The sequence below is a fragment of the Enterobacter sp. 296B2 genome, from assembly GCF_034106185.1.
In the GTDB taxonomy this organism is placed as follows: Bacteria; Pseudomonadota; Gammaproteobacteria; order Enterobacterales; family Enterobacteriaceae; genus Enterobacter; species Enterobacter cloacae_N.
Genome location: NZ_JAWNCA010000004.1, coordinates 30735 through 54943, shown reverse-complemented (window position 1 = coordinate 54943; position 24209 = coordinate 30735). Strand labels below are relative to the sequence as shown.

The following is a 24209-nucleotide window of genomic DNA, read 5'->3' as shown; positions in this document are numbered from 1 at the left end:
GGAGGCATGATGACGGGGTTTCGTGAACAGGGAAGCGGCATTCCGCTGATGCTGCTGCACGGCATCAGCTCCGGCGCGGCCTCCTGGCACAAGCAGATGACGCTGGAAGGCTTTCGCGTGTTGGCGTGGGACATGCCCGGCTATGGCGAAAGCCCGATGCTGGCGGTTGAGCGTGCGAACGCGGGGGATTACGCCGACGCGCTGGCGGCGATGCTCGACCGCGCGGGCGTCTGGCAGACGGTGCTGGTGGGCCATTCACTCGGCGCGCTGGTCGCCAGCGCCTTTGCGGCGAAGTATCCGCAGCGCGTGCTGCACCTGGTGCTGGCGGACGCCGCGCAGGGCTACCGCAATGCTGTCCCGGAGCAGCGGGAGCAGGTCTGGCGCAGCCGCGAGCAGCAGATGGCGCTCGGCGGTGAAATCCTCGCGCAGACCCGCGCCGCGAAGCTGCTGCGCCCCGGCGCGCGCGCGGACGATATCGCCACCGTCGCGGCGGGCATGCGCGCGCTGCGCCCGGAAGGCTACCTTGCCGCCGCGTGGATGCTGGCGCACGACGACATTCATACCTGGCTCAAGCGGCACTCCGGCACGTTTGAAGTCTGGTGCGGCGAGCAGGACGCCATCACGCAGCCCGAGCTGGTACAGGGGCTGGCGCTGCGCTACCGCATGCCGTTTACCGCCATACCGCAAGCCGGGCACGCCAGCTATCTCGATAACGACGCGTTTTTTAACCAACAGCTTTTACGCATTAACGAAGAGGTGCGCGATGAATGCACACATTGACGGCCGCGTAGCGGTAGTCACCGGCGGTTCTTCCGGTATTGGTTTTGAAACGCTGCGCCTGCTGCTGGGCGAGGGAGCAAAAGTGGCCTTCTGCGGCCGCGACCCGGACCGGCTCGCCAGCGCCCACGCGACGCTGCAAAACGACTATCCCGACGGGGAGATTTTCTCTTACCGCTGCGACGTGCTGAACGCTGACGAGGTGCAGGCTTTCGCGGATGCCGTTCAGGCCCAATTTGGCGCGGCGGATATGTTGATCAACAACGCCGGGCAGGGCTACGTGGCGCATTTCCACGACACCCCGCGTGAGGCGTGGCTGCACGAGGCCGAGCTGAAGCTGTTCGGGGTGATCAACCCGGTTCAGGCGTTTCAGCCTCTGCTGGAGCGGTCCGACATCGCCTCGATCACCTGCGTCAACTCCCTGCTGGCGCTGCAGCCGGAGGAGCACATGATTGCCACTTCCGCCGCCCGCGCCGCGCTGCTGAACATGACGCTCACTCTCTCAAAAGAGCTGGTGGGCAAAGGCATTCGCGTCAACTCCATTTTGCTTGGCATGGTGGAATCCGGGCAGTGGCAGCGCCGCTTCGAAAACCGGGCGGATAAAAGCCAGAGCTGGCCGGCCTGGACGGCGGATATCGCGCGCAAGCGCGGCATTCCGATGGCGCGCCTCGGCAAGCCGCACGAGCCCGCGCAGGCGCTGCTGTTTCTCGCTTCGCCGCTGGCTTCGTTTACTACCGGTGCTGCGCTGGACGTTTCCGGCGGCTTCTGCCGCCATCTGTAAGGACGCATCATGAAAAAGGTAATGTTAATTGGGTTTGGCGCCATGGCGCAGGCGGTGATTGAGCGTCTGCCCGCCGGTGTGGCTATCGGCTGGATCGTGGCGCGTGAAGCCCACCACGCGGCCATTCGCGCGCAGTTTGGTGATGCGGTAACGGCGCTGACCTCGCCGGTGGACTGCGCGGAAGCGCCCGACCTGGTGCTGGAGTGCGCCAGCCAGCAGGCGGTGGCGCAGTATGGCGAAGCGATTTTAAGTCGCGGCTGGCATCTGGCGGTGAGCTCCACCGGTGCGCTGGCGGACAGCGTGCTGGAGCAGCGCCTGCACGCGGCGGGTGGCAGGCTGACGCTACTCTCCGGTGCGGTTGCCGGCATTGACGGGCTGGCGGCGGCGAAAGAGGGAGGGCTTGAGCGGGTTACCTATCAGTCGCGCAAAAGCCCGGCCAGCTGGCGCGGTAGCTATGCCGAGCAGCTTATCGATCTTAACGCGGTCTCAGAGGCGAAGGTCTTCTTTGAAGGCAGCGCCCGCGAGGCGGCTCGCCTGTTCCCGGCGAACGCCAACGTGGCGGCAACCGTGGCGCTCGGCGGCGTGGGGATGGACGACACCCGCGTGCAGCTCATGGTCGACCCGGCAACGAAGCGTAATACCCACACGCTGCACGTCGAAGGATTGTTCGGCGAGTTCCATCTGGAGCTGAGCGGGCTGCCGCTGGCGTCCAATCCCAAAACCTCCACCCTTGCGGCACTGAGCGCGGTTCGCGCTTGCCGCGAGCTGTCCCTGAGCTGAGGAGCGACGATGGACGATCTGATGATTTTTATCGGCGGCCAGTGGCGACGCGGCGGCGGTAACCCGATGCAAAGCCATTTCCCGGCTGACGGGTCGATCAATGCGACGTTGAATGCCGCAAGCCCCGACGATCTCGTGGAGGCGATAGAGGCCGGCGAGCGGGCGTGGCGCGATCCCGCGTGGCGCAACAGTCTGCCGCATATGCGCGCGAAGATCCTGCATAAGGTCGCCGATCTGATTGAATCCCGCGTGGATGCGCTGGCGCAGATGCAGAGCCGCGATAACGGCAAGCCGCTGGCGGAAGCGCGCGGGCTGGTGATGAGCGCGGCGGGAACGGCGCGCTACTTTGCCGCCGCCTGCGAGCTGCTGGAAGGCGAGCTTCCGACGCCGCGCCAGCCGGATTTGCTGACCCTGAGCCGCTACGAGCCGCTTGGTGTGGTGGCCGCCATCACGCCGTGGAATTCGCCGATTGCCAGCGAGATGCAGAAGATCGCGCCGGCGATTGCCGCGGGTAACGCAGCGATCCTCAAGCCCGCCGAAGCCACGCCGCTGATGGCGCTGGAGCTGGCGCGGATTTTTGAACAGGCCGGGCTGCCCGCCGGGCTGCTGAGCGTGCTGCCGGGCAAAGGATCGGTGATTGGCGATGCGCTGGCGCGTCATCCAAAGGTGCGGAAAATTTCGTTTACCGGCGGCACCACTACGGGCCGTCATCTGGCGCACGTGGCGGCGGAAAAGCTGATCCCGGCCTCGCTGGAGCTGGGTGGAAAATCCCCGACCATCGTGCTGGAGGATGCCGACGTTGAGCAGGCCGCGCGCGGGATCTGCTACGGCATTTTCAGCTCGGCAGGGCAGGCGTGCATCGCCGGGTCGCGCCTGTTTATTCACGAAAGCATCTACGCGCCGCTGATGGCGCGGCTACTGGAATTAACTCGCGGGCTGCGCGTGGGGCACCCCTTCACCGACGGCGTCCACGTTGGGCCGCTGATCAATGAGAAACATCGCCAGAGCGTGCAGGAATACGTCGAGCTGGCTAAGCGCGAGGGGGGCCGCGTGCTGTGCGGCGGGGAGATCCCGGCGGATCCTGACCTGGCAAACGGCAGCTTCTTCCTGCCGACCATTATCGAAGGGTTGACGAACAGCGCCCGCGCCTGCCAGGAAGAGATCTTCGGCCCGGTGCTGGTGGCAATGCCGTTTCGCGATGAAGCCACGCTTATCCGCGAGGCGAACGACTCGGTTTACGGCCTGGCGGCAGGGATCTGGACCCGCGACACCGGGCGCGCGTTGCGCCTGAGCGAACGGCTGGAGGCGGGCACGGTGTGGATCAACACCTACAAAGTTTTTGCGATTTCGACCCCGTTCGGGGGCTTTAAAGAGAGCGGTCTGGGCCGCGAAAAGGGCATTCAGGGGCTTAAAGCCTGGATGCAGCAAAAGAGCATTTATCTGGCGACGGGTAATAGCGTCAACCACTGGTGCGACTGAGAAAGGGTGAGCAATGAGCGAAATGATAACCGTCGGCGACGCCATCGCCAGAACGCTGGAGCAGTATCAGGTTGAGGCCATCTACGGCGTCATCTCCATTCACAACCTGCCGATCGCGGACGCGGTGGGGCAGCGCGGCAACATTCGCTTCGTGCCCGCGCGCGGCGAGGCGGGATCCGTCACCATGGCCGACGCCCACGGGCGTTTTTCCGGCCTCGGCGTGGCGCTGACCAGCACCGGCGCCGGGGCAGGCAACGCGGTCGGCGCGCTGGTAGAAGCCATGAACGCCTGCACGCCGCTGCTGCATTTGACCGGACAGGTGGAGAAAGCGTGGCTGGATGCCGATACCGGGTTTATCCACGAAACCCGCGACCAGCTGACCTTCCTGAAGGCCAGCTCAAAGCGGGCCTACCGCATCAGCAACGCCAACCAGGCGATAGCGATTCTGCATAAAGCGATTCAGGAGGCGCAGACGCCGCCGTGCGGGCCGGTTTCAGTGGAGATCCCGATTGATATTCAGGGGGCCCAAATTCCAATGTCGCTGGTGACCGCACCGGTGAAACCGGCTTCGGTTGCAGCCGTGGAGCCCGCGTCGGTCGATGCGTTGTGGGCACAGCTCAGGCAGGCGAAACGGCCGCTGCTGTGGCTGGGCGGCGGGGCGCTGGGAAGCGCTGACGCCGTGAAAACGCTGGCGGATGCGGGCGTGACGGTGATTTCCAGCACCCACGCGCGCGGCGTGCTGCCGGACAGCCATCGCGCCAGCCTGCGGGCGTTCCATAATTCCCCGTCGGTGGAGGCGATTATCGCGCAGTGTGACTTTACGCTGATCGCCGGTTCACGCCTGCGCAGCAACGAAACCCGCTCCTGGACGCTGGCGCTGCCCTCTCCGCGCGTGCAGATTGATATCGATCCGGCGGCAGCGAGCCGCAATTACCTGATGGATAACACGCTGATAGCCGACTGCTCCACGCTGCTTCGCGCGCTGGCCGACAAAGCCCAGGGCCGGGAGTGGGGCGACGCGCAGTGGGATACGCAGGTGCAGCAGGCGGTTGCCAAAGCAGAGCAGGGGCTGCGCGAACAGTGCGGCGCCTACGCGAAGCTTAACGACGCCATTGAGAAAGCCCTGCCGCAGGACGGCCTGCTGGTGCGCGATATCACCGTTTCCGGCAGCCTGTGGGGCAGTCGTCTGTTCCGCGCTAACGGTCCGCTGATGAATATCCACTCGCTGGCTGGCGCAATTGGTATGGGACTACCGATGGCCATCGGTACCGCGATTGCTAACCCGCAGCGTAAGGTGGTGGGGCTGGTGGGCGACGGTGGCCTGAGCCTTAATTTAGGCGAGCTGGCGACGCTGGCGCAGGAGAAAGCCAACGTGACGCTGCTGATCATGAACGACGGCGGCTACGGCGTGATGCGCGGCATCCAGGATAAGTATTTCGGCGGGCGTCAGTATTATAACGAACTGCATACGCCGGACTTTACCCTGCTGGCACAGGCAATTGGCTTGCAGGCGTGGAGCGTGGAGCGGGCAGAGGATTTTGATGCGGTAATGACGGAGGCGCTTGCGATGCCGGGGCCGTCGGTGGTGGAAGTGCGGATGGGACAGATTGGCGCGCTGAAGTTTGCCGGGCCGCCGCAGAAGACGCTTTACTGATATGCGAGATTTCCCCTCTCCCCAAAGGGGAGAGGGTTAGGGTGAGGGGGTAAATCAGAACACGTTAAACGGGTATTCCACGTAGGCGCGGATCTCATCCCCGCCCACGTTGTACTCGCTGGCGTTGCTGGAGACGCGCAGTACGGAGTAGCGCAGGCGCAGCGTCAGGTCTTTCGCCGGGCCGTCCTGCACCTTGTACTGGATCTGGTTAAACCACTCGTGCTCTTTGCCGTTGCTGGTTTCAGAAGTTTTGATGTTATCGCCGCGCACGTAGGCGGTGGTCCAGCTCAGGCCCGGCAGGCCAAGGCCGCCAAAGTCCAGGCCGTACGACGCTTGCCATGAGCGCTCGTCTTCACCGTTGAAATCAGACCAGTAGGAGTTCGCCAGCCAGATGGTATTGCCACCGTCACCCACGCCGCCCTTGTCGCGATAGCCGCCGTAGTTGTAGCCGGTACTGCCGCTGCTCTGCTGGTACGCCACTTTGAACGTATGAATATCCCAGATGTAGCTCGCCGCCAGGCTCCAGATGGTGTTGCTGCGGCCGGTGTCGAGGCTGTCAGCGTAACCCTGATCAAGACGCGAGTTATAGCCGTTAAAGTCGAGTACCAGCTGCTGTCCTGTGCTGAACGGCTGTTTGAAATTCAGGCCCAGATACTGTTTGTTCATCACCTCTTCGTTATGTGAGGCGTACAGCGCGCCGCTGAACTGGTCGTTGAACTGGTAGCTTGCGCCCCCGAAGGTCAGGCTTTTCAGGCCGCTGTCGTGGCGGTCGTCGCTTTTACGCTGCTCGTCGGTGAAATAACCGGCGTTCACTTCCAGCCCGTCGATCTCTTTCGAGGTCAGCATGGCACCGGTGTAGCTTTCAAACAGCAGGCGGGAGTTATCGGCGTTAACGATAGGCAGTTCAGGGCGCTGGTTACCGTAGCTCAGCACGGTATTTGAGATGCGCATTTTGGCGGTTGCACCAAATTTCGCTAGATCGGATTTGGCCCTCCCATCGTCTTCCTGTTTAAAGAAGTCGATACCGCCTGCGCCGCTCTTGCCGCGACCGCCATCCAGGCGCACGCCGTACTGTGCGATGCCGTCCACGCCAAAGCCCACCAGCCCTTCGGTATATCCGGATTCAAAGGTGGCGATGATACCCTGGCCCCATTCGGCTTTATCCTGCTGGCCCTGATGGTAATCACGGCTGATATACGCATTGCGTAAAAACAGGTCTAAATGGCTGTCGTCGATAAAACCCATGCTGTCAGATTGCTGGCTTGCAGCGGCAGGTAATGCGGCGAATAAACTTAAAGCAATTAACGATAATTCTTTTTTCACGGAGGGAACGTCTCTGTCTTAATATATTAAATTGAATTACTGCGCGCTTGATAATTACCGGAAAGGTTAACGATTGCAATAAATATGTGACCAGACGTTTCAGCAGGAAAGGGCAGATTTGACGGGGTTTTCAGAGGTGTTACCGATACGTGCGATTTAGTTAGCAATTCATGCGAAATAAAAAGGAGGCAAAATTGCCTCCTTTCAATATTATTTAATTCCGTCAGCGGCCATACGGTCGCGAATATGCTGCGCTCGCGCTTCTGAGGCCGGGTGATCGTCAAACATGGAGCTCTGGCGACCCGCTTCCAGCTTGGCCAGCTTTTCGAAGCTGGTGGCTAAACCGGATGGATTAATCCCGCGTTTGCGCAACAGATCGTAGGAGTAGTCATCCGCTTCGGACTCCTGACGCTGTGAGAACTGGGAGTTAACCAGCTTTTCGCCTACGTCACCAAGCTGCGACTGGGACAGGCTGCCAACGATACCGCCCGCAGAGGCCGCCGCCGCGCGGATGGCATTGGTGCCTAAGGCAACCTGCATCCCTTTCTTGACGTGGCCGAGCGCAACGTGGCCCATTTCGTGGCCGATTACCGCTTCGACTTCGTTGTCGGTCATCATGTCCATCAGCCCGCTGTAGACGCGGATGCAGCCGTTCGCCATCGCGAAGGCGTTCACGTCTTTCGCCATGTAAACCTTGTAGTTCACCGGCTGGCCGTTGATGTTATCGCCGAGCGCGGAAGCAATCTTATTCAGACGCTGTGTGTAGGTACTGTCAGCCGGCGCAAGCGTGGCTTTTCCGTCCATATCTTTACAGGCCTGATCGCTCAGCGCTTTAACCTGCGCGTCACTCAGGGAGTAGGCCTGAAAGGCTTCTGCACCTGAGGTCATCAGACCGTTAGAGTCCATATTCTGACAGCCGCTCAGCATGAGCGTTGTACCCAGGGCCAGCACTATTGCACGCATTTTCATGAAGTTGCTTCCGTACTCGTTAATCTGAATAAAATCCGAAAAGTGCACCAGCAACGAAGCCGGGGCGGGATAAGTATAAGGAATATCTACAGGCGCGGGCGAGCAGATTGCGCAACATGCGAGCATGATCCAGAGATTTCTTAAGCTGCAAAAGAATGGTCCATGTACATGCCCTGCGGCTTGGGTTACATTGTTGGCACTTTTTTCCGGCGTAGCCCAAAACGCGCTGTCGTCAAGGGCATGGCCTTTAACAGTCCGATCTGGAGTTAAAATGTCCTCACGTAAAGAGCTTGCTAATGCTATTCGTGCGCTGAGCATGGACGCAGTACAGAAAGCCAAATCCGGCCACCCGGGTGCCCCTATGGGTATGGCTGATATCGCCGAAGTCCTGTGGCGTGATTTCCTTAACCACAACCCGCAGAACCCGGCATGGGCTGACCGCGACCGTTTCGTGCTGTCTAACGGCCACGGCTCTATGCTGATCTACAGCCTGCTGCACCTCACCGGCTACGATCTGCCTATCGAAGAGCTGAAAAACTTCCGTCAGCTGCACTCCAAAACTCCAGGTCACCCGGAAGTGGGCTACACCGCTGGTGTAGAAACCACCACCGGCCCGCTGGGTCAGGGTATTGCTAACGCTGTGGGTATGGCGATTGCTGAGAAGACCCTGGCGGCGCAGTTCAACCGTCCTGGCCATGACATCGTGGACCACTTCACCTACGCCTTCCTGGGCGACGGCTGCATGATGGAAGGCATTTCTCACGAAGTGTGCTCCCTGGCCGGTACCCTGAAGCTGGGTAAACTGGTTGCGTTCTATGACGACAACGGCATCTCCATCGACGGTCACGTTGAAGGCTGGTTCACTGACGACACTGCAGCACGTTTCGAAGCTTACGGCTGGCACGTTGTGCGTGGCGTTGATGGCCATGATGCTGACTCGATTAAACGTGCAGTAGAAGAAGCGCGCGCAGTGACCGACAAACCGTCCCTGCTGATGTGCAAAACCATCATCGGCTTCGGTTCTCCGAACAAAGCGGGCACCCATGACTCCCACGGCGCACCGCTGGGTGACGCGGAAATCGCACTGACCCGTGAGCAGCTTGGCTGGAAATACCCTGCATTCGAAATCCCGTCTGACATCTATGCCCAGTGGGGTGCAAAAGAAGTGGGCCAGGCGAAAGAAGCGGCCTGGAACGAGAAGTTCGCTGCCTATGCGAAAGCGTTCCCACAGGAAGCGGCTGAATTCACCCGTCGTATGAAAGGCGATATGCCGTCTGACTTCGACGCGAAAGCCAACGAATTCATCGCTAAGCTGCAGGCGAATCCGTCTAAAATCGCGAGCCGTAAAGCGTCTCAGAATGCGATTGAAGCGTTCGGTCCTCTGCTGCCTGAATTCCTCGGCGGCTCCGCTGACCTGGCACCATCTAACCTGACCCTGTGGTCCGGTTCTAAGCCAATCAACGAAGATACTGCCGGTAACTACATCCATTACGGTGTACGTGAATTTGGTATGACCGCTATCGCGAACGGTATCTCCCTGCACGGTGGTTTCCTGCCGTACACCTCTACCTTCCTGATGTTTGTGGAATATGCACGTAACGCCGTGCGTATGGCCGCGCTGATGAAACAGCGTCAGGTGATGGTCTACACCCACGACTCCATCGGTCTGGGCGAAGATGGCCCAACTCACCAGCCGGTAGAGCAGGTAGCTTCTCTGCGCGTGACCCCGAACATGAGCACATGGCGTCCATGTGACCAGGTTGAATCCGCGGTAGCGTGGAAATACGGCGTTGAGCGTCAGGACGGTCCAACCGCGCTGATCCTCTCCCGTCAGAACCTGGCGCAGCAGGAACGCACGCCAGAGCAGCTGGCGAACATCGCGCGCGGTGGTTACGTGCTGAAAGATTGCGCGGGCCAGCCACAGCTGATCTTCATCGCCACCGGTTCTGAAGTTGAACTGGCTGTTGCTGCGTGGGAAAAACTGACTGCCGAAGGCGTGAAAGCGCGCGTGGTCTCCATGCCGTCTACCGACGCGTTCGACAAGCAGGATGCCGCTTACCGCGAATCCGTACTGCCTAAAGCGGTTTCCGCTCGCGTGGCAGTGGAAGCGGGTATCGCTGACTACTGGTTCAAATACGTGGGCCTGAACGGCGCTATCGTCGGTATGACCACCTTCGGTGAGTCTGCTCCGGCAGAGCAGCTGTTCGAAGAGTTCGGCTTCACCGTTGAGAACGTTGTCGCTAAGGCGAAAGAACTGCTGTAATCGCTTGTACGGTGCGGGCTGATGCCCTCACCCCGACCCTCTCCCACGGGGAGAGGGTGCAAACACTAAAAACGGTAACCTTTCGGTTACCGTTTTGCTTTTCCCTCGGCGTAAATTATTCCACCAAAAATGTGACGCAAGTCATATAGCTCGCTTATTCATCTGGACAGACATTCCTTTTATTCCTCGATTCGCTTATTCTTGCTGAAGCGTTTCAGTCGATTAAATGTTCGACAATTGACCAATCAATCGCAGTTTGTGATAGCAAGGATTCCCCTTCGGGCGTAGCTGGATTACTCTTTCAGCCACCTCAAACTCAGGGATAGCTTTGCAGGAGATCTATGACCGTACGCGTAGCGATTAATGGCTTCGGTCGCATCGGGCGCAACGTGGTTCGTGCTTTATATGAATCCGGGCGTCGTGCGGAAATCACCGTGGTGGCAATCAACGAACTGGCGGATGCTGCGGGCATGGCGCATTTGTTGAAATATGACACCAGCCACGGCCGCTTTGCCTGGGATGTTCGCCAGGAAAGAGAGCAGCTGTTTGTCGGTGACGACGCGATTCGCGTACTGCATGAGAGCAGTATTGCAGGACTACCCTGGCGGGAACTGGGCGTGGATGTGGTGCTCGACTGCACCGGTGTTTACGGTAACCGCGAACACGGCGAAGCGCATCTGGCCGCTGGCGCAAAAAAAGTCCTGTTTTCTCATCCCGGCAGTAACGATCTCGACGCGACCGTCGTGTTTGGCGTCAACCAGCATGAGCTGAAGGCTGAACACCTCATCGTTTCCAACGCCTCCTGCACCACCAACTGCATTATTCCGGTCATCAAACTGTTAGACGATGCGTACGGCATTGAATCCGGCACCGTGACCACGATTCACTCCGCCATGCACGATCAGCAAGTTATCGACGCTTACCATCCGGATTTACGACGCACGCGCGCGGCGAGCCAGTCAATCATTCCGGTGGACACAAAGCTGGCGGCAGGGATCACCCGAATTTTCCCGCAGTTTAATGACCGTTTTGAAGCGATTGCCGTGCGTGTCCCGACAATTAACGTGACGGCAATTGACCTCAGCGTGACGGTGAAAAAACCGATAAAAGCCTGCGAAGTCAACCTGTTGCTGCAAAAAGCGGCACAGGGAGCATTTCATGGTATAGTTGACTATACGGAATTACCGTTGGTCTCAGTAGATTTTAACCACGACCCGCACAGCGCCATCGTCGATGGCACGCAGACGCGAGTCAGTGGCGCACACCTTATCAAGACGCTGGTCTGGTGTGATAACGAATGGGGCTTTGCTAACCGGATGCTCGACACTACGTTAGCAATGGCCGCTCAAGGTTTCAGGTAAGACGCATCGTGCGTCTGCAAAACTTTAAGAATCAACGAGAGGATTCACCATGTCTGTAATTAAGATGACCGATCTGGATCTGGCTGGTAAACGCGTTTTCATCCGTGCCGATCTGAACGTACCGGTTAAAGATGGCAAAGTGACCAGCGACGCGCGTATCCGTGCATCTCTGCCAACCATCGAGCTGGCTCTGAAGCAGGGCGCTAAAGTGATGGTCACCTCCCACCTGGGCCGTCCAACCGAAGGCGAGTACAACGAAGAGTTCTCTCTGCTGCCAGTTGTTAATTACCTGAAAGACAAACTGTCCAACCCAGTTCGCCTGGTGAAAGATTATCTGGACGGCGTTGAAGTGGCTGCCGGTGAACTGGTGGTTCTGGAAAACGTTCGCTTCAACAAAGGCGAGAAGAAAGACGACGAAACCCTGTCCAAAAAATACGCTGCACTGTGCGACGTATTCGTGATGGATGCGTTCGGCACAGCTCACCGTGCGCAGGCGTCTACCCACGGTATCGGTAAATTCGCAGACGTAGCGTGCGCCGGTCCTCTGCTGGCCGACGAACTGGAAGCGCTGGGTAAAGCGCTGAAAGAGCCTGCTCGTCCAATGGTGGCTATCGTTGGTGGTTCTAAAGTTTCTACCAAACTGACCGTTCTGGATTCCCTGTCTAAAATCGCTGACCAGCTGATCGTCGGCGGTGGTATTGCGAACACCTTCGTTGCTGCTCAGGGCCACAACGTGGGTAAATCCCTGTACGAAGCAGACCTGGTTGACGAAGCCAAACGCCTGCTGGGTACCTGTGATATCCCGGTTCCAACTGACGTTCGCGTGGCGACCGAGTTCTCCGAAACCGCTACCGCGACCCTGAAATCTGTAAACGACATCAAAGATGAAGAGCAGATTCTGGACCTGGGCGACGTTTCTGCACAGAAACTGGCTGAAATCCTTAAAAACGCAAAAACTATCCTGTGGAACGGTCCTGTTGGCGTGTTCGAATTCCCGAACTTCCGCAAAGGTACCGAAATCGTTGCTAACGCTATCGCAGACAGCGAAGCGTTCTCTATCGCAGGCGGTGGTGACACCCTGGCAGCAATCGACCTGTTCGGTATCGCTGACAAAATCTCCTACATCTCCACTGGTGGCGGCGCATTCCTCGAATTCGTGGAAGGCAAAGTACTGCCAGCAGTAGCAATGCTCGAAGAGCGCGCTAAGAAGTAAGCCATTCAAGGGCAGGGAAACCTGCCCAATTTTCAGCGCGCTTCTAAGAGCTCGCACCTTTTCTAACGGCCGAAGATACAGGACTAAGCAACATGTCTAAAATTTTTGATTTCGTAAAACCTGGCGTTATCACTGGTGATGACGTACAGAAAGTGTTCCAGGTAGCTAAAGAAAACAACTTCGCTCTGCCAGCAGTTAACTGCGTAGGTACCGACTCCATCAACGCCGTACTGGAAACTGCTGCTAAAGTTAAAGCGCCAGTTATCGTTCAGTTCTCTAATGGTGGCGCTGCGTTCATCGCAGGTAAAGGCGTGAAAACTGACATTCCTCAGGGTGCTGCAATCCTGGGCGCTATCTCTGGTGCGCACCACGTACACCAGATGGCTGAACACTACGGTGTTCCGGTTATCCTGCACACTGACCACTGCGCGAAGAAACTGCTGCCGTGGATCGACGGTCTGCTGGACGCGGGTGAAAAACACTTCGCGGCAACCGGTAAGCCACTGTTCTCTTCTCACATGATCGACCTGTCTGAAGAGTCACTGCACGAAAACATCGAAATCTGCTCTAAATACCTGGCGCGCATGGCCAAAATGGACATGACCCTGGAAATTGAACTGGGTTGCACCGGCGGTGAAGAAGACGGCGTGGACAACAGCCACATGGACGCTTCTGCACTGTACACCCAGCCAGAAGACGTTGATTACGCTTACACCGAGCTGAGCAAAATCAGCCCACGCTTCACCATCGCAGCGTCCTTCGGCAACGTCCATGGCGTTTACAAACCAGGTAACGTGGTTCTGACTCCAACCATCCTGCGTGACTCTCAGGAATACGTTTCCAAAAAACACAACCTGCCGCACAACAGCCTGAACTTCGTCTTCCACGGCGGTTCCGGTTCTTCTGCTCAGGAAATCAAAGACTCCGTAAGCTACGGCGTAGTGAAAATGAACATCGATACCGACACCCAGTGGGCAACATGGGACGGTATCCTGCAGTACTACAAAACCAACGAAGCTTACCTGCAGGGCCAGCTGGGCAACCCGAAAGGCGAAGACCAGCCGAACAAGAAATACTACGATCCACGCGTATGGCTGCGCGCTGCTCAGACGTCCATGGTGACCCGTCTGGAGCAGGCTTTCAAAGAACTGAACGCAATCGACGTTCTGTGATTTGAGCTGCTAACAGCATCGGAAGGCCCGCAAATGCGGGCCTTTTTTTATGCATTTTCAACATGCTGCAACATCTGATTTTGTGATCTGTTTGGCAAAACATGCGCTTTTTGTTTACCCTTTACTGACCTGCCTGTCTCCATGGGGGATGGATTTAGTGTTTTGGTTTAACAAAAGGAAGAATAAATGGAACAACTCGATGTTGTAGACAGCATCAATCACGCCGGTAACTGGCTAGTGCGCAACCAGGCGCTGCTGCTGAGCTATGCCGTGAACATCGTTGCGGCAATTGCGATCATTATCGTCGGGATGATCGTGGCGCGTATCGTATCGAACGCGGTTAACCGCGTAATGCTGGCCCGTCACATTGACGCCACGGTGGCTGACTTCCTCTCCGCACTGGTGCGCTACGGCATTATCGCCTTTACGCTGATTGCGGCGCTGGGCCGTGTGGGCGTGCAGACCGCCTCCGTTATTGCCGTTCTCGGTGCCGCCGGTCTGGCTATTGGTCTGGCGCTGCAGGGCTCGCTTTCAAACCTGGCGGCAGGCGTGCTGCTGGTGACCTTCCGTCCGTTCCGCTCCGGCGAATACGTTGATCTGGGCGGCATTGCCGGCACCGTGCTGCAGGTGCAGATTTTCTCTACCACCCTGCGTACCGTCGACGGCCGTATCGTGGTGGTGCCGAACGGGAAAATCATCGCGGGCAATATCATTAACTTTTCCCGCGAGCCGGTGCGTCGTAACGAGCTCATCATCAGCGTGGCGTATGATTCCGATATCGATCAGGTGAAGTCGCTGATCGCGAACATCATCGCTTCTGACGACCGCATTCTGAAAGACAAAGAGCAGACGGTTCGCCTGAACGAACTGGGCGCGTCCTCGATTAACTTCGTGGTGCGTATCTGGAGCAAAAGCAGCGATCTGCAAAACGTGTACTGGGACGTGCTGGAGCGCATTAAGCGCGACTTCGATGCCAACGGCATCAGCTTCCCGTACCCGCAGATGGACGTAAACGTCAAAAAAGTTAAAGAAGCAGAGTAACTTCACTCGTAGGCCCGGTAAGCGCTAGCGCCACCGGGCTTTTCTTGTATTAGCTATATTAATCGCCAATTAATATTATCAATTTCCTCTAATGTGATTCGCGCAGTATAGTCGGCTTCCAGAACAACACTGTGAGAATTGCGTCATGTTATCCTATTACTTTCAAGGGCTTGCCTTAGGCGCGGCCATGATCCTCCCTCTCGGTCCGCAAAATGCGTTCGTCATGAATCAGGGCATCCGCCGCCAGTATCATCTGATGATTGCCCTGCTTTGCGCGTTGAGCGATCTGCTGCTGATTTGCGCCGGGATTTTCGGTGGCAGCGCGCTGCTGATGCAGTCCCCCTGGCTGCTGGCGCTGGTAACCTGGGGCGGCGTGGCGTTTCTGCTGTGGTACGGATTCGGCGCCCTGAAAACCGCCATGAGCAGCAATCTTGAGCTGGCGAGCGCCGAAGTGATGAAGCAGGGGCGCTGGAAGATCATCGTCACCATGCTGGCGGTCACCTGGCTTAACCCGCACGTTTACCTTGATACGTTCGTGGTGCTGGGTAGCCTGGGCGGGCAGCTGGACGTTGAGCCCAAACGCTGGTTTGCGCTCGGTACGGTCAGCGCCTCTTTCCTCTGGTTCTTCGGTCTTGCGATCCTGGCGGCGTGGCTGGCACCGCGGCTGCAGACTGCCAAAGCGCAGCGCATCATTAACACGCTGGTCGGTCTGGTGATGTGGTTTATCGCTTTCCAGCTGGCGAAGGAGGGCATTCATCATGTACAGGGATTGCTCAACTAAGCGTTGTCTTATGGACAACTGAACAAGACCCGCTAAGCTTGCTGGCATGCGCCCTGTTGTTGGGGCACTCTTCGCAACATGGAGGAATGACAGTGAAGTTTAAAGTGATGGCCCTGGCGGCATTAGTGAGTTTCGGTGCGGTGTCGGTGCAGGCAAGTGAATTGCCGGATGGCCCGCACATCGTCACGTCAGGCACCGCAAGCGTGGACGCGGTACCGGATATTGCAACCCTGGCAATTGAGGTCAATGTCGCTGCGAAAGATGCGGCCTCCGCCAAGAAGCAGGCGGACGATCGTGTTGCGCAATATCTCTCTTTCCTCGAGCAGAACGGTGTAGGTAAAAAAGATATCAACTCCGCGAACCTGCGTACTCAACCTGATTACGACTACCAGAACGGCAAAAGCATCCTGAAAGGCTACCGCGCCGTGCGTGCTGTTGAAGTGACCGTGCGTCAGCTGGACAAGCTGAATTCACTGCTGGACGGCGCGCTGAAGGCTGGCCTGAACGAAATCCGTTCGGTGTCGCTGGGCGTTGCGCAACCGGAGAAATACAAAGACGAAGCGCGTAAAGCCGCGATTAATGATGCAATCCATCAGGCGGAGCAGCTGGCTTCTGGCTTTAAGAGCAAGCTCGGCCCGGTATACAGCGTGCGTTACCACGTCTCTAACTACCAGCCAAGCCCGATGGTGCGGATGATGAAGGCTGACGCTGCGCCGGTTTCTGCTCAGGAAACCTATGAGCAGCCAACCATTCAGTTCGACGATCAGGTGGATGTGGTGTTCCAGCTGGAGCCAACTCAAACTCAGCAAACTGAGGCGGCTAAGGCGCAGTAGTTTGCCCTCACCCTAACCCTCTCCCTGTGGGAGAGGGAATTCAAGCGATTAATCCTGTCTCAACACCTTATGCCCAAACGCCAGCAGCGCGTCAGTAACGTTGCGCATCATGCGGCTTTCCGGCGCAAAACGGTGCCAGTAGAGCATCCGGCGCTGATACAGCCCCGGCGTTAGGTCAATCAACTCACCGCTTTTCAACTCTTTCTCAATCTGCAGGTGCGGGATCATGCAGCAGGTCGTGCCCTGACGCGCAAGCTGCACAAAGGCTTCGGACGAGTTGACGATATGGCACGGTACGCTGCCCGGCGGCAGGTCAAAGTTTTGCTGCAAAAATGCCTGGTGCATATCGTCCAGATGGTCGAACGCCACGGCCGGCGCTTTCAGCAGCGCTGCGCGGGTGACGCCGTTCGGGAAGTAGCGCTCCGCAAAGGCTTTTGAACCCACGAACAGGTAGTCCAGCGCGCCCAACTGATCGACAAGACAGCTTGGCAGCGCCTGCGGCTGGATACTGACTGCCCCCACCACTTCGCCGCGACGCAGGCGCTCCTGGGTGCGGGTTTCATCTTCAACCTGGAGATTCAGGCGGATAGGGGAGTCAGCTAATACCGGCGCCAGGGCCGGCAGCAGCCAGGTTGCCAGACTGTCGGCGTTGACCGCCAGCGAGAGCAGCAGCGGCGTGGAGCCCGTTTGTTCGTCACCCAGCCATTCGTCTTCCAGTAGCTCAACCTGACGCAGCAGGGCGAGAAGTTTTTGCCCTTGCTCCGTTGGGCGCGGCGGCACGGTACGCACCAGCAGCGGCTGCCCGAACATGTTTTCAAGCTGTTTGATACGCTGTGATACGGCGGACTGGGTGATACACAGCTTTTGCGCTGCGCGCTCAAAGCCACGTTCACGAATAACTGCATCAAGTGCCTGTAGTGTTCTGTAGTCCGGACGTTTCATTGCTCTGGCTGGCTCCTTAATTTTGCTTAATCTGCACTATGACACAATTTTCCCTTCCTGGCAGACGAAATCCATTCGACGTGTTCTATAATGCGCCCTGAGTTTTCACACCACAGGCAAAACGATCATGACGCAGGATGAACTGAAAAAAGCAGTAGGATGGGCCGCTCTCCAGTACGTACAGCCAGGGACCATTGTCGGTGTTGGTACGGGGTCAACGGCGGCGCACTTTATCGATGCACTGGGCACGATGAAGGGGCAGATCGAGGGCGCGGTTTCCAGCTCCGATGCGTCCACGGAAAAGCTGAAAAGCCTCGGCATTACCGTTTTCGATCTCAACGAAGTGGATCGTCTGGGCATTTACGTTGATGGTGCGGATGAAATCAACGGCCATATGCAGATGATCAAAGGCGGCGGCGCGGCGCTGACCCGTGAAAAGATCATCGCCTCGGTTGCGGACAAGTTCATCTGCATCGCGGATGCCTCCAAGCAGGTCGACATTCTGGGTAATTTTCCGCTGCCGGTCGAAGTGATCCCGATGGCGCGCAGTGCGGTTGCCCGTCAACTGGTGAAGCTGGGTGGCCGTCCGGAATACCGTCAGGGCGTGGTCACCGACAACGGTAACGTCATCCTCGACGTTCACGGCCTGGAAATTCTCGACGCGATTGCACTGGAAAACGCCATCAACGGCATTCCAGGCGTTGTTACCGTAGGGTTATTTGCCAACCGCGGCGCGGACGTGGCACTGATAGGTACGGCCGACGGCGTCAAAACCATCGTAAAATGATCTGACGGGGGGAGTGCTCCCCCCGCTAAAAAATTTTTGAAAAGCTAAATTTGGTGACTTGTGTCACGCTTTTCCGCCTCTTTTGCCGATCCTGCCACGTTTGTAAATTTCCTCAGCATTTTACTCTGTCATTTTGCCCTGTATGACTTTTCTTCAGAGTGCCGACGCAAACGTTCATATTGCTGCAATAGTTTTTTTTGATATGTTGGCTACAGCGGATTTCAATCCAGCACAACATCAGTTCAGATAAAAACAGGGTCGGGGAAATGGCAAAGGTATCACTGGAGAAAGACAAGATTAAATTCCTGCTGGTTGAGGGCGTGCATCAGAAAGCGCTTGATAGCCTTCGTGCGGCGGGTTACACCAATATCGAATTTCACAAAGGCGCGCTGGACACGGAAGAGCTGAAAGCCGCCATCCGTGATGCCCACTTCATTGGCCTGCGATCCCGTACCCACCTGACTGAAGACGTGATTGCCGCGGCGGAAAAGCTGGTTGCCATTGGCTGTTTCTGCATCGGCACCAACCAGGTCGACCTGAACGCTGCCGCAAAACGCGGTATCCCGGTCTTTAACGCGCCGTTCTCGAACACCCGTTCCGTGGCGGAACTGGTGATTGGCGAACTGCTGCTGCTGCTGCGCGGTATTCCGGAAGCTAACGCCAAAGCGCACCGCGGCGTGTGGAACAAACTGGCCGCGGGCTCATACGAAGCCCGTGGTAAAAAGCTGGGTATCATCGGCTACGGCCACATCGGTACTCAGCTGGGGATCCTGGCGGAGTCGCTGGGGATGCACGTTTACTTTTACGATATCGAAAGCAAGCTGCCGCTGGGTAACGCGACGCAGGTGCAGCATCTCTCTGACCTGCTGAACATGAGCGACGTAGTCAGCCTGCACGTGCCGGAAAACGCCTCCACCAAAAACATGATGGGTGCGGAAGAGCTGGCGCTGATGAAGCCGGGCTCTCTGCTGATCAACGCCGCGCGCGGTACGGTGGTCGATATCCCTGCGCTGTGCGATGCGCTGAAGCGTAAGCATCTGGCGGGGGCGGCCATCGACGTATTCCCGACGGAGCCTGCGACCAACAGCGATCCGTTTAACTCTCCGCTGTGCGAGTTCGACAACGTGATCCTGACGCCACACATCGGCGGTTCTACTCAGGAAGCGCAGGAGAATATCGGTCTGGAAGTGGCGGGCAAGCTGAGCAAATATTCCGACAACGGTTCAACGCTCTCTGCGGTGAACTTCCCGGAGGTGTCTCTGCCGCTGCATGGCGGTCGCCGTCTGCTTCACATCCACGAAAACCGTCCTGGCGTGCTGACCGCCATCAACCAGATCTTTGCCGAGCAGGGCGTCAACATCGCCGCGCAATATCTGCAAACCAACTCGCAGATGGGTTATGTGGTTATCGATATTGAAGCCGATGAAGACGTTGCCGAGAAAGCGCTGCAGAGCATGAAGGCTATTCCGGGGACGATTCGCGCACGCTTGCTTTACTGATAGTGTAGTTTGTGGTGTCGGGTGGCGCTTACGCTTACCCGACCTACAATGTCCGAGGATTTATGTAGGCCGGGTAAGGCATAGCCGCCACCCGGCTTTGTTCTACCAGACCCAGATTTTACTGGGCGTCACCACAGCCGGTAACGGCACATCCCATTTCTCCACCGGCAGGGCCTCTACAGCCTGGCAATCATGCGCATAACCCACCGGCTGTAGCCCGTACTCCTGCCAGTTTTGCAGCGTTCTGTCATAGAACCCGCCGCCCATGCCTAAACGCTGGCCCTGTTCATCAAACGCCACCAGCGGGGTAATCAGCACGTCCAGCCCGGACAGCGGTAATACGTCGCGCACGTCGAGTTTCGGTTCGGTAATTTTCAGACGATTTACCACCAGCTCGCTGTGCGGGTGGTAGTGTAGAAACAGCAAATTACCTTGACTAAATGGATGCAGTACCGGCAGATAAACCTTCTTTCCGGCGCGCCAGAGCTGGTCGATAAGCGGCTGGGTATCCAGCTCGCCATCAAACGACAGAAACAGAGCGACCGTGTTCGCCATTACCACTGGCGGATACGCCATCATGCGGGCTGCGGCCTGCTGCGCAAAGTGTGCTTGTTGCTCGGACGTAAGCGCGCGACGACGCTGGCGAATAAGCTGACGGATATCCTGGCGTGAGGCAGAAACTTCAGGGAATTGAGTCATGGTAGTGGGTAGAAGAAGAAAGAGGGAATCTCCGAGATGCCGCCGCAGGCTGTAACCCTTGAACCCTTGGTTCAAGGTGAATGTGTCGTCATAGTTTTAAGGCTTCTCGGACGAACCGAGCATGCTCACCAACCATGGAGCGCCACATTCTTGTGGTATGAAATATCGGCTCAGGGGACTGGCCCGCTTGCGAACATCTCAGAGAAATTTTGTCTTCACAGTTACTCTACCATAGTCAACTGAGAAGTGTTATTCAAACTTTGGTCCCGGTCTTTCGGGATTGCGACCTTGATCAAGCAACGCCTGTTCAATGGTCTGCTGGAGCATTTTAATGCGCTGCTCCATGCTAGCCGCGTAGTCGCGGGTCTTCGCTTTTTCCTGAGTCAGTTCATAGCTGATGTTCAACGCGGCGATGAAAACCAGCTGCTCAGTATTTGTGACTCTAGTGCGTTCTTTTAGATCTTGCAACCGCTGATTCAAATCGTCCGCAGCCTGATTCAAAGCATCCCTTTGTTCAGGCGGACAATTCACTCGCAGTGAACGGCCAAAAATCTGGAGATCGACGGGTTGTGCAGACATGCCACCTTCCTGCTGATTGACTGCGCTGCCTTCGCTTACTGCCCCGGGGGCTGCGAAGGGGCGACACTATAGCTACCCTGATGTGAAGATACAAGCCCTTTTCTGGTATCACCAGGGTCCAAAGTGGTAGCATACCATGAATATCCTCCCTTTGATGACGAATGCGTATGTCTATACAGAACGAAATGCCTGGTTACAAGGATTTAAACCAGTTACTGAACCAGCAGGGAGTCGGTCTTACCCCTGCCGAAATGCACGGTCTGATCAGCGGCATACTGTGCGGCGGAAACAGCGACAGCTCATGGCAGCCGCTGATCCACGACCTCACAAACGAAGGGCTGGCTTTTGGCCACGAACTGGCGGAAGCTCTGCGAAAAATGCACGCGGCCACCAGCGATTCGCTGGAAGACGATGGCTTCCTTTTTCAGCTTTATCTGCCTGAAGGCGACGATGTCAGCGTCTTCGATCGTGCCGATGCGCTCGCAGGTTGGGTAAACCACTACCTGCTGGGCCTGGGCGTTACCCAGCCTAAGCTTGATAAAGTCACCGGCGAAGCGGGTGAAGCGATCGACGATCTGCGTAACATTGCCCAGCTCGGCTACGATGAAGAGGAAGACCAGGAAGAGCTGGAGATGTCTCTCGAAGAAATTATCGAGTACGTGCGCGTGGCGGCGCTGCTGTGCCACGACAACTTTACGCGCTCGCAGCCGACCGCGCCGGAAGTTCGCAAGCCAACCTTACATTAAGAAAAATAACGCACAGGAGGGTGTCATGGTTATCTCGCAACAAGAGTATTTGCGCCGTCGTCAGGCGCTGCTGGCAAACATGCAGCCGGGCAGCGCGGCGCTGATTTTTGCCGCGCCAGAGGTGACGCGCAGCGCCGACAGCGAATACCCCTATCGCCAGAGCAGCGATTTTTGGTACTTCACCGGCTTTAACGAACCGGAAGCGGTGCTGGTGCTGATTAAGAGCAATGACACCCATAACCACAGCGTGATTTTCAACCGCGTACGAGACTTAACCGCTGAAATCTGGTTTGGCCGCCGCTTAGGGCAAGAGGCCGCACCGGACAAGCTGGGCGTTGACCGTGCGCTGGCGTTTAGCGAAATCAACCAGCAGCTCTATCAGCTGCTAAACGGCCTCGACGTGCTCTACCACGCGCAGGGCGAATATGCTTACGCCGATGAGATTGTTTTCACCGCGCTGGATAAGCTGCGCAAAGGCTCGCGCCAGAACCTGTCCGCGCCCGCCACCCTCACGGACTGGCGTCCGGTAGTGCACGAGATGCGCCTGTTCAAATCTGAAGAAGAACTGAACGTGATGCGCCGTGCGGGCGAAATCAGCGCGCTGGCGCACACCCGCGCGATGGAAAAATGCCGTCCCGGGATGTTCGAATATCAGCTGGAAGGCGAAATACATCACGAATTTAACCGTCACGGTGCGCGCTTCCCGTCCTACAACACCATCGTTGGCGGCGGGGAAAACGGCTGCATTCTGCACTACACCGAAAACGAAAGCGCGCTGCGCGACGGCGATCTGGTTTTGATTGACGCCGGTTGCGAATATCAGGGTTATGCGGGCGACATCACCCGTACTTTCCCGGTGAACGGCAAATTTTCACCGGCGCAGCGGGCAATTTATGACATCGTTCTCGAGTCACTTGAGACGGCGCTCACGCTGTATCGGCCAGGCACCTCTATTCAGGAGGTGACCGGCGAAGTCGTGCGCATCATGGTGACCGGGCTGGTGAAGCTCGGCATTCTGAAAGGCGACGTGGACACCCTGATTACCGAGAATGCCCATCGTCCCTATTTTATGCACGGCCTGAGCCACTGGCTGGGGCTGGACGTGCACGACGTGGGCGCATACGGCCCTGAACGTTCACGCGTGCTGGAGCCGGGCATGGTGCTGACCGTCGAGCCGGGTCTGTACATCGCGCCAGATGCCGACGTGCCAGAGGAATACCGCGGAATCGGCATTCGTATTGAAGACGACATCGTCATCACCGAAACCGGCAACGAAAACCTGACCGCGAGCGTGGTGAAAAAAGCGGACGATATCGAGGCGCTGATGGCAGCGGCGCGCGCATGAGCGTGATTATCGTTGGCGGCGGCATGACGGGCGCCACGCTGGCCTTGGCTGTCTCGCACTTAACGAAGGGGCAACTTCCGGTGCATCTTGTCGAGGCGGTCGCCCCACAAACGAAGAATCACCCCGGTTTTGATTCCCGCGCCATTGCCCTGGCGCAGGGCACCTGCCAGCAGCTGTCCCGGATTGGCATCTGGCAGGCCATCGCCGACTGCGCCACCGCCATTAATACCGTGCACGTGAGCGATCGCGGCCATGCCGGGTTTGTGACGCTGGATGCCCACGATTACCGTATTGACGCGCTGGGTCAGGTCGTTGAACTGCACGATATTGGCCTGCGCCTGTTCCGCCTGTTGCAGGACGCGCCGGGCGTTACGCTGCACTGCCCGGCACGCGTTGCCAGCTTCACCCGCAGTGAAGAGGCGGTCAGCGTAACGCTGGACAATGGCATCGTGCTCGACGGACAGCTTTTGGTTGCGGCGGACGGGTCGCGCTCGGCGCTCGGCACCCAGTGCGGCGTAGAGTGGCGACAGCAGCCTTACGGGCAGGTCGCGGTCATCGCGAACGTCTCGACCGCAGCAGAACACAACGGCCGGGCATTTGAACGCTTCACCCGGCACGGTCCGCTGGCGATGCTGCCGATGACGGACGGGCGCTGCTCGCTGGTCTGGTGCCACCCGCAGGATAAAGCCGAAGAGGTTAAGGCCTGGTCCAACGAACGCTTTTGTACCGAGCTGCAGAAAGCCTTTGGCTGGCGGCTGGGGCGTATTACCCATGCCGGGAAACGTGCGGTCTATCCGCTGTCGTTAACCACGGCCTCACAGTCTGTTTCTCACCGCGTGGCGCTGGTCGGCAATGCGGCGCAAACCCTCCACCCCATCGCCGGCCAGGGCTTTAACCTCGGCCTGCGGGATGTGATGAGCCTTGCCGAAACGCTTTCGCAGGCGTGGAGCGAACAAAAAGACTGTGGCGCTTACCCGGTGCTAAGCCATTACCAGACGCGACGCCAGGCCGATAAAGAGGCGACAATTGGCGTCACCGATGGTTTAGTCCATCTCTTTGCCAATCGCTGGGCGCCGCTGGTTGCCGGCCGCAACCTCGGGCTGATGGCGATGGAACTGTTCATTCCGGCACGTGACGTGCTGGCGCAGCGGACCCTGGGTTGGGTTGCGCGTTAAGGAGTTATCA

At 57.8% G+C, this 24209-nt stretch carries 22 protein-coding genes and 1 other RNA gene; 17 read left to right on the top strand and 6 right to left on the bottom strand.

Annotated elements, in window-relative coordinates:
* Positions 1-9 precede the first annotated feature (9 nt).
* From URZ40_RS04215 to URZ40_RS04195, 5 genes are read left to right on the top strand one after another with little or no spacing between them, the layout of a single operon-like run.
* The gene (locus URZ40_RS04215) at positions 10-780 is read left to right on the top strand and encodes an alpha/beta hydrolase (RefSeq protein WP_320719944.1); all 771 of its coding nucleotides are present in this window, start codon (positions 10-12) and stop codon (positions 778-780) included.
* Positions 764-1558: an SDR family oxidoreductase gene (locus URZ40_RS04210; protein ID WP_116341930.1), complete on the top strand. Its 795-nt coding sequence runs from the start codon at positions 764-766 to the stop codon at positions 1556-1558. Before URZ40_RS04215 ends, URZ40_RS04210 begins: the two co-directional genes overlap by 17 nt.
* 9 nt (positions 1559-1567) lie before the next feature.
* A complete protein-coding gene (locus URZ40_RS04205) occupies positions 1568-2338 on the top strand; it encodes an aspartate dehydrogenase (protein WP_320719835.1) in 771 nt (256 codons plus the stop codon).
* A gap of 9 nt (positions 2339-2347) precedes the next feature.
* On the top strand, positions 2348-3817 hold the full coding sequence (locus URZ40_RS04200) for an aldehyde dehydrogenase (protein WP_320719834.1): 1470 nt from the start codon (positions 2348-2350) through the stop codon (positions 3815-3817).
* 13 nt (positions 3818-3830) lie between these two features.
* Complete coding sequence (locus URZ40_RS04195; RefSeq protein WP_163329637.1) at positions 3831-5471, top strand: thiamine pyrophosphate-binding protein; 1641 nt, start codon at positions 3831-3833, stop codon at positions 5469-5471.
* A 54-nt stretch (positions 5472-5525) separates the two neighbouring features.
* Here URZ40_RS04195 and URZ40_RS04190 read toward each other — a convergent pair whose 3' ends face one another.
* Together URZ40_RS04190 and URZ40_RS04185 are read right to left on the bottom strand one after the other, a co-directional pair.
* Entirely contained in the window at positions 5526-6794 is a 1269-nt protein-coding gene (locus URZ40_RS04190; protein WP_116341921.1) for an OprD family outer membrane porin, read from the bottom strand.
* A 210-nt stretch (positions 6795-7004) separates the two neighbouring features.
* Positions 7005-7763: a M48 family metallopeptidase gene (locus tag URZ40_RS04185; protein WP_116342269.1), complete on the bottom strand. Its 759-nt coding sequence runs from the start codon at positions 7761-7763 to the stop codon at positions 7005-7007.
* A 271-nt stretch (positions 7764-8034) separates the two neighbouring features.
* Here URZ40_RS04185 and tkt point away from each other — a divergent pair, with 271 nt between their 5' ends.
* From tkt to URZ40_RS04150, 7 genes are all read left to right on the top strand, one after another.
* Positions 8035-10026: a transketolase gene (gene tkt / locus URZ40_RS04180; RefSeq protein WP_320719833.1), complete on the top strand. Its 1992-nt coding sequence runs from the start codon at positions 8035-8037 to the stop codon at positions 10024-10026.
* A gap of 341 nt (positions 10027-10367) precedes the next feature.
* Entirely contained in the window at positions 10368-11387 is a 1020-nt protein-coding gene (gene epd, locus URZ40_RS04175) for an erythrose-4-phosphate dehydrogenase (RefSeq protein WP_320719832.1), read from the top strand.
* 49 nt (positions 11388-11436) lie between these two features.
* Positions 11437-12600 carry a phosphoglycerate kinase gene (pgk, locus tag URZ40_RS04170; RefSeq protein ID WP_023309116.1) on the top strand — a complete coding sequence of 388 codons (1164 nt, stop codon included), beginning with the start codon at positions 11437-11439 and terminating at the stop codon, positions 12598-12600.
* A 92-nt stretch (positions 12601-12692) separates the two neighbouring features.
* Positions 12693-13772: a class II fructose-bisphosphate aldolase gene (gene fbaA / locus URZ40_RS04165; RefSeq protein WP_061097137.1), complete on the top strand. Its 1080-nt coding sequence runs from the start codon at positions 12693-12695 to the stop codon at positions 13770-13772.
* A gap of 186 nt (positions 13773-13958) precedes the next feature.
* Positions 13959-14813 carry a small-conductance mechanosensitive channel MscS gene (gene mscS / locus URZ40_RS04160; protein ID WP_116341917.1) on the top strand — a complete coding sequence of 285 codons (855 nt, stop codon included), beginning with the start codon at positions 13959-13961 and terminating at the stop codon, positions 14811-14813.
* A 145-nt stretch (positions 14814-14958) separates the two neighbouring features.
* Complete coding sequence (gene argO / locus URZ40_RS04155) at positions 14959-15594, top strand: arginine exporter ArgO (RefSeq protein ID WP_320719828.1); 636 nt, start codon at positions 14959-14961, stop codon at positions 15592-15594.
* A 92-nt stretch (positions 15595-15686) separates the two neighbouring features.
* Positions 15687-16427, top strand: coding sequence for an oxidative stress defense protein (locus tag URZ40_RS04150; protein WP_116341915.1), 741 nt, complete (start codon positions 15687-15689; stop codon positions 16425-16427).
* A 48-nt stretch (positions 16428-16475) separates the two neighbouring features.
* Here the strand turns inward: URZ40_RS04150 and argP are convergent, their stop codons facing one another.
* On the bottom strand, positions 16476-17369 hold the full coding sequence (gene argP / locus URZ40_RS04145) for a DNA-binding transcriptional regulator ArgP (protein WP_003860089.1): 894 nt from the start codon (positions 17367-17369) through the stop codon (positions 16476-16478).
* A 127-nt stretch (positions 17370-17496) separates the two neighbouring features.
* Between argP and rpiA the strand changes: the two genes are divergently transcribed.
* Both rpiA and serA read left to right on the top strand, forming a co-directional pair.
* Positions 17497-18156: a ribose-5-phosphate isomerase RpiA gene (gene rpiA, locus URZ40_RS04140; RefSeq protein WP_003860091.1), complete on the top strand. Its 660-nt coding sequence runs from the start codon at positions 17497-17499 to the stop codon at positions 18154-18156.
* A 266-nt stretch (positions 18157-18422) separates the two neighbouring features.
* On the top strand, positions 18423-19655 hold the full coding sequence (gene serA, locus URZ40_RS04135; RefSeq protein ID WP_116341913.1) for a phosphoglycerate dehydrogenase: 1233 nt from the start codon (positions 18423-18425) through the stop codon (positions 19653-19655).
* A 102-nt stretch (positions 19656-19757) separates the two neighbouring features.
* On the opposite strand, the gene URZ40_RS04130 is transcribed toward serA, so the two are convergent.
* From URZ40_RS04130 to zapA, 3 genes are all read right to left on the bottom strand, one after another.
* Positions 19758-20354, bottom strand: a complete 597-nt coding sequence (locus URZ40_RS04130) for a 5-formyltetrahydrofolate cyclo-ligase (protein WP_320719827.1) — start codon at positions 20352-20354, stop codon at positions 19758-19760.
* 24 nt (positions 20355-20378) lie between these two features.
* A non-coding RNA gene (gene ssrS, locus URZ40_RS04125) (6S RNA) lies at positions 20379-20562 on the bottom strand.
* 41 nt (positions 20563-20603) lie between these two features.
* Complete coding sequence (gene zapA / locus URZ40_RS04120; protein WP_006811891.1) at positions 20604-20933, bottom strand: cell division protein ZapA; 330 nt, start codon at positions 20931-20933, stop codon at positions 20604-20606.
* A gap of 167 nt (positions 20934-21100) precedes the next feature.
* Here zapA and URZ40_RS04115 point away from each other — a divergent pair, with 167 nt between their 5' ends.
* Genes URZ40_RS04115 through ubiH form a run of 3 tightly spaced genes read left to right on the top strand, consistent with a single transcriptional unit; the run spans position 21101 to position 24199 of the window.
* Positions 21101-21679 carry a YecA family protein gene (locus URZ40_RS04115; RefSeq protein ID WP_028014333.1) on the top strand — a complete coding sequence of 193 codons (579 nt, stop codon included), beginning with the start codon at positions 21101-21103 and terminating at the stop codon, positions 21677-21679.
* Between the two features lie 31 nt (positions 21680-21710).
* Positions 21711-23024, top strand: a complete 1314-nt coding sequence (pepP, locus tag URZ40_RS04110; RefSeq protein ID WP_320719943.1) for a Xaa-Pro aminopeptidase — start codon at positions 21711-21713, stop codon at positions 23022-23024.
* Positions 23021-24199, top strand: coding sequence for a 2-octaprenyl-6-methoxyphenyl hydroxylase (gene ubiH, locus URZ40_RS04105; protein ID WP_316379970.1), 1179 nt, complete (start codon positions 23021-23023; stop codon positions 24197-24199). Before pepP ends, ubiH begins: the two co-directional genes overlap by 4 nt.
* Positions 24200-24209 lie beyond the last annotated feature (10 nt).

What these genes read in the sequence shown, in the direction of transcription:
- URZ40_RS04215 (WP_320719944.1), top strand. Translation starts at nt 10, where the DNA reads ATGACGGGGTTTCGTGAACAGGGAAGCGGCATTCCGCTGATGCTGCTG.
- URZ40_RS04210 (WP_116341930.1), top strand. Translation starts at nt 764, where the DNA reads ATGAATGCACACATTGACGGCCGCGTAGCGGTAGTCACCGGCGGTTCT.
- URZ40_RS04205 (WP_320719835.1), top strand. Translation starts at nt 1,568, where the DNA reads ATGAAAAAGGTAATGTTAATTGGGTTTGGCGCCATGGCGCAGGCGGTG.
- URZ40_RS04200 (WP_320719834.1), top strand. Translation starts at nt 2,348, where the DNA reads ATGGACGATCTGATGATTTTTATCGGCGGCCAGTGGCGACGCGGCGGC.
- URZ40_RS04195 (WP_163329637.1), top strand. Translation starts at nt 3,831, where the DNA reads ATGAGCGAAATGATAACCGTCGGCGACGCCATCGCCAGAACGCTGGAG.
- URZ40_RS04185 (WP_116342269.1), bottom strand. Translation starts at nt 7,763, where the DNA reads ATGAAAATGCGTGCAATAGTGCTGGCCCTGGGTACAACGCTCATGCTG.
- tkt (WP_320719833.1), top strand. Translation starts at nt 8,035, where the DNA reads ATGTCCTCACGTAAAGAGCTTGCTAATGCTATTCGTGCGCTGAGCATG.
- epd (WP_320719832.1), top strand. Translation starts at nt 10,368, where the DNA reads ATGACCGTACGCGTAGCGATTAATGGCTTCGGTCGCATCGGGCGCAAC.
- pgk (WP_023309116.1), top strand. Translation starts at nt 11,437, where the DNA reads ATGTCTGTAATTAAGATGACCGATCTGGATCTGGCTGGTAAACGCGTT.
- fbaA (WP_061097137.1), top strand. Translation starts at nt 12,693, where the DNA reads ATGTCTAAAATTTTTGATTTCGTAAAACCTGGCGTTATCACTGGTGAT.
- mscS (WP_116341917.1), top strand. Translation starts at nt 13,959, where the DNA reads ATGGAACAACTCGATGTTGTAGACAGCATCAATCACGCCGGTAACTGG.
- argO (WP_320719828.1), top strand. Translation starts at nt 14,959, where the DNA reads ATGTTATCCTATTACTTTCAAGGGCTTGCCTTAGGCGCGGCCATGATC.
- argP (WP_003860089.1), bottom strand. Translation starts at nt 17,369, where the DNA reads ATGAAACGTCCGGACTACAGAACACTACAGGCACTTGATGCAGTTATT.
- rpiA (WP_003860091.1), top strand. Translation starts at nt 17,497, where the DNA reads ATGACGCAGGATGAACTGAAAAAAGCAGTAGGATGGGCCGCTCTCCAG.
- serA (WP_116341913.1), top strand. Translation starts at nt 18,423, where the DNA reads ATGGCAAAGGTATCACTGGAGAAAGACAAGATTAAATTCCTGCTGGTT.
- URZ40_RS04130 (WP_320719827.1), bottom strand. Translation starts at nt 20,354, where the DNA reads ATGACTCAATTCCCTGAAGTTTCTGCCTCACGCCAGGATATCCGTCAG.
- zapA (WP_006811891.1), bottom strand. Translation starts at nt 20,933, where the DNA reads ATGTCTGCACAACCCGTCGATCTCCAGATTTTTGGCCGTTCACTGCGA.
- URZ40_RS04115 (WP_028014333.1), top strand. Translation starts at nt 21,101, where the DNA reads ATGTCTATACAGAACGAAATGCCTGGTTACAAGGATTTAAACCAGTTA.
- ubiH (WP_316379970.1), top strand. Translation starts at nt 23,021, where the DNA reads ATGAGCGTGATTATCGTTGGCGGCGGCATGACGGGCGCCACGCTGGCC.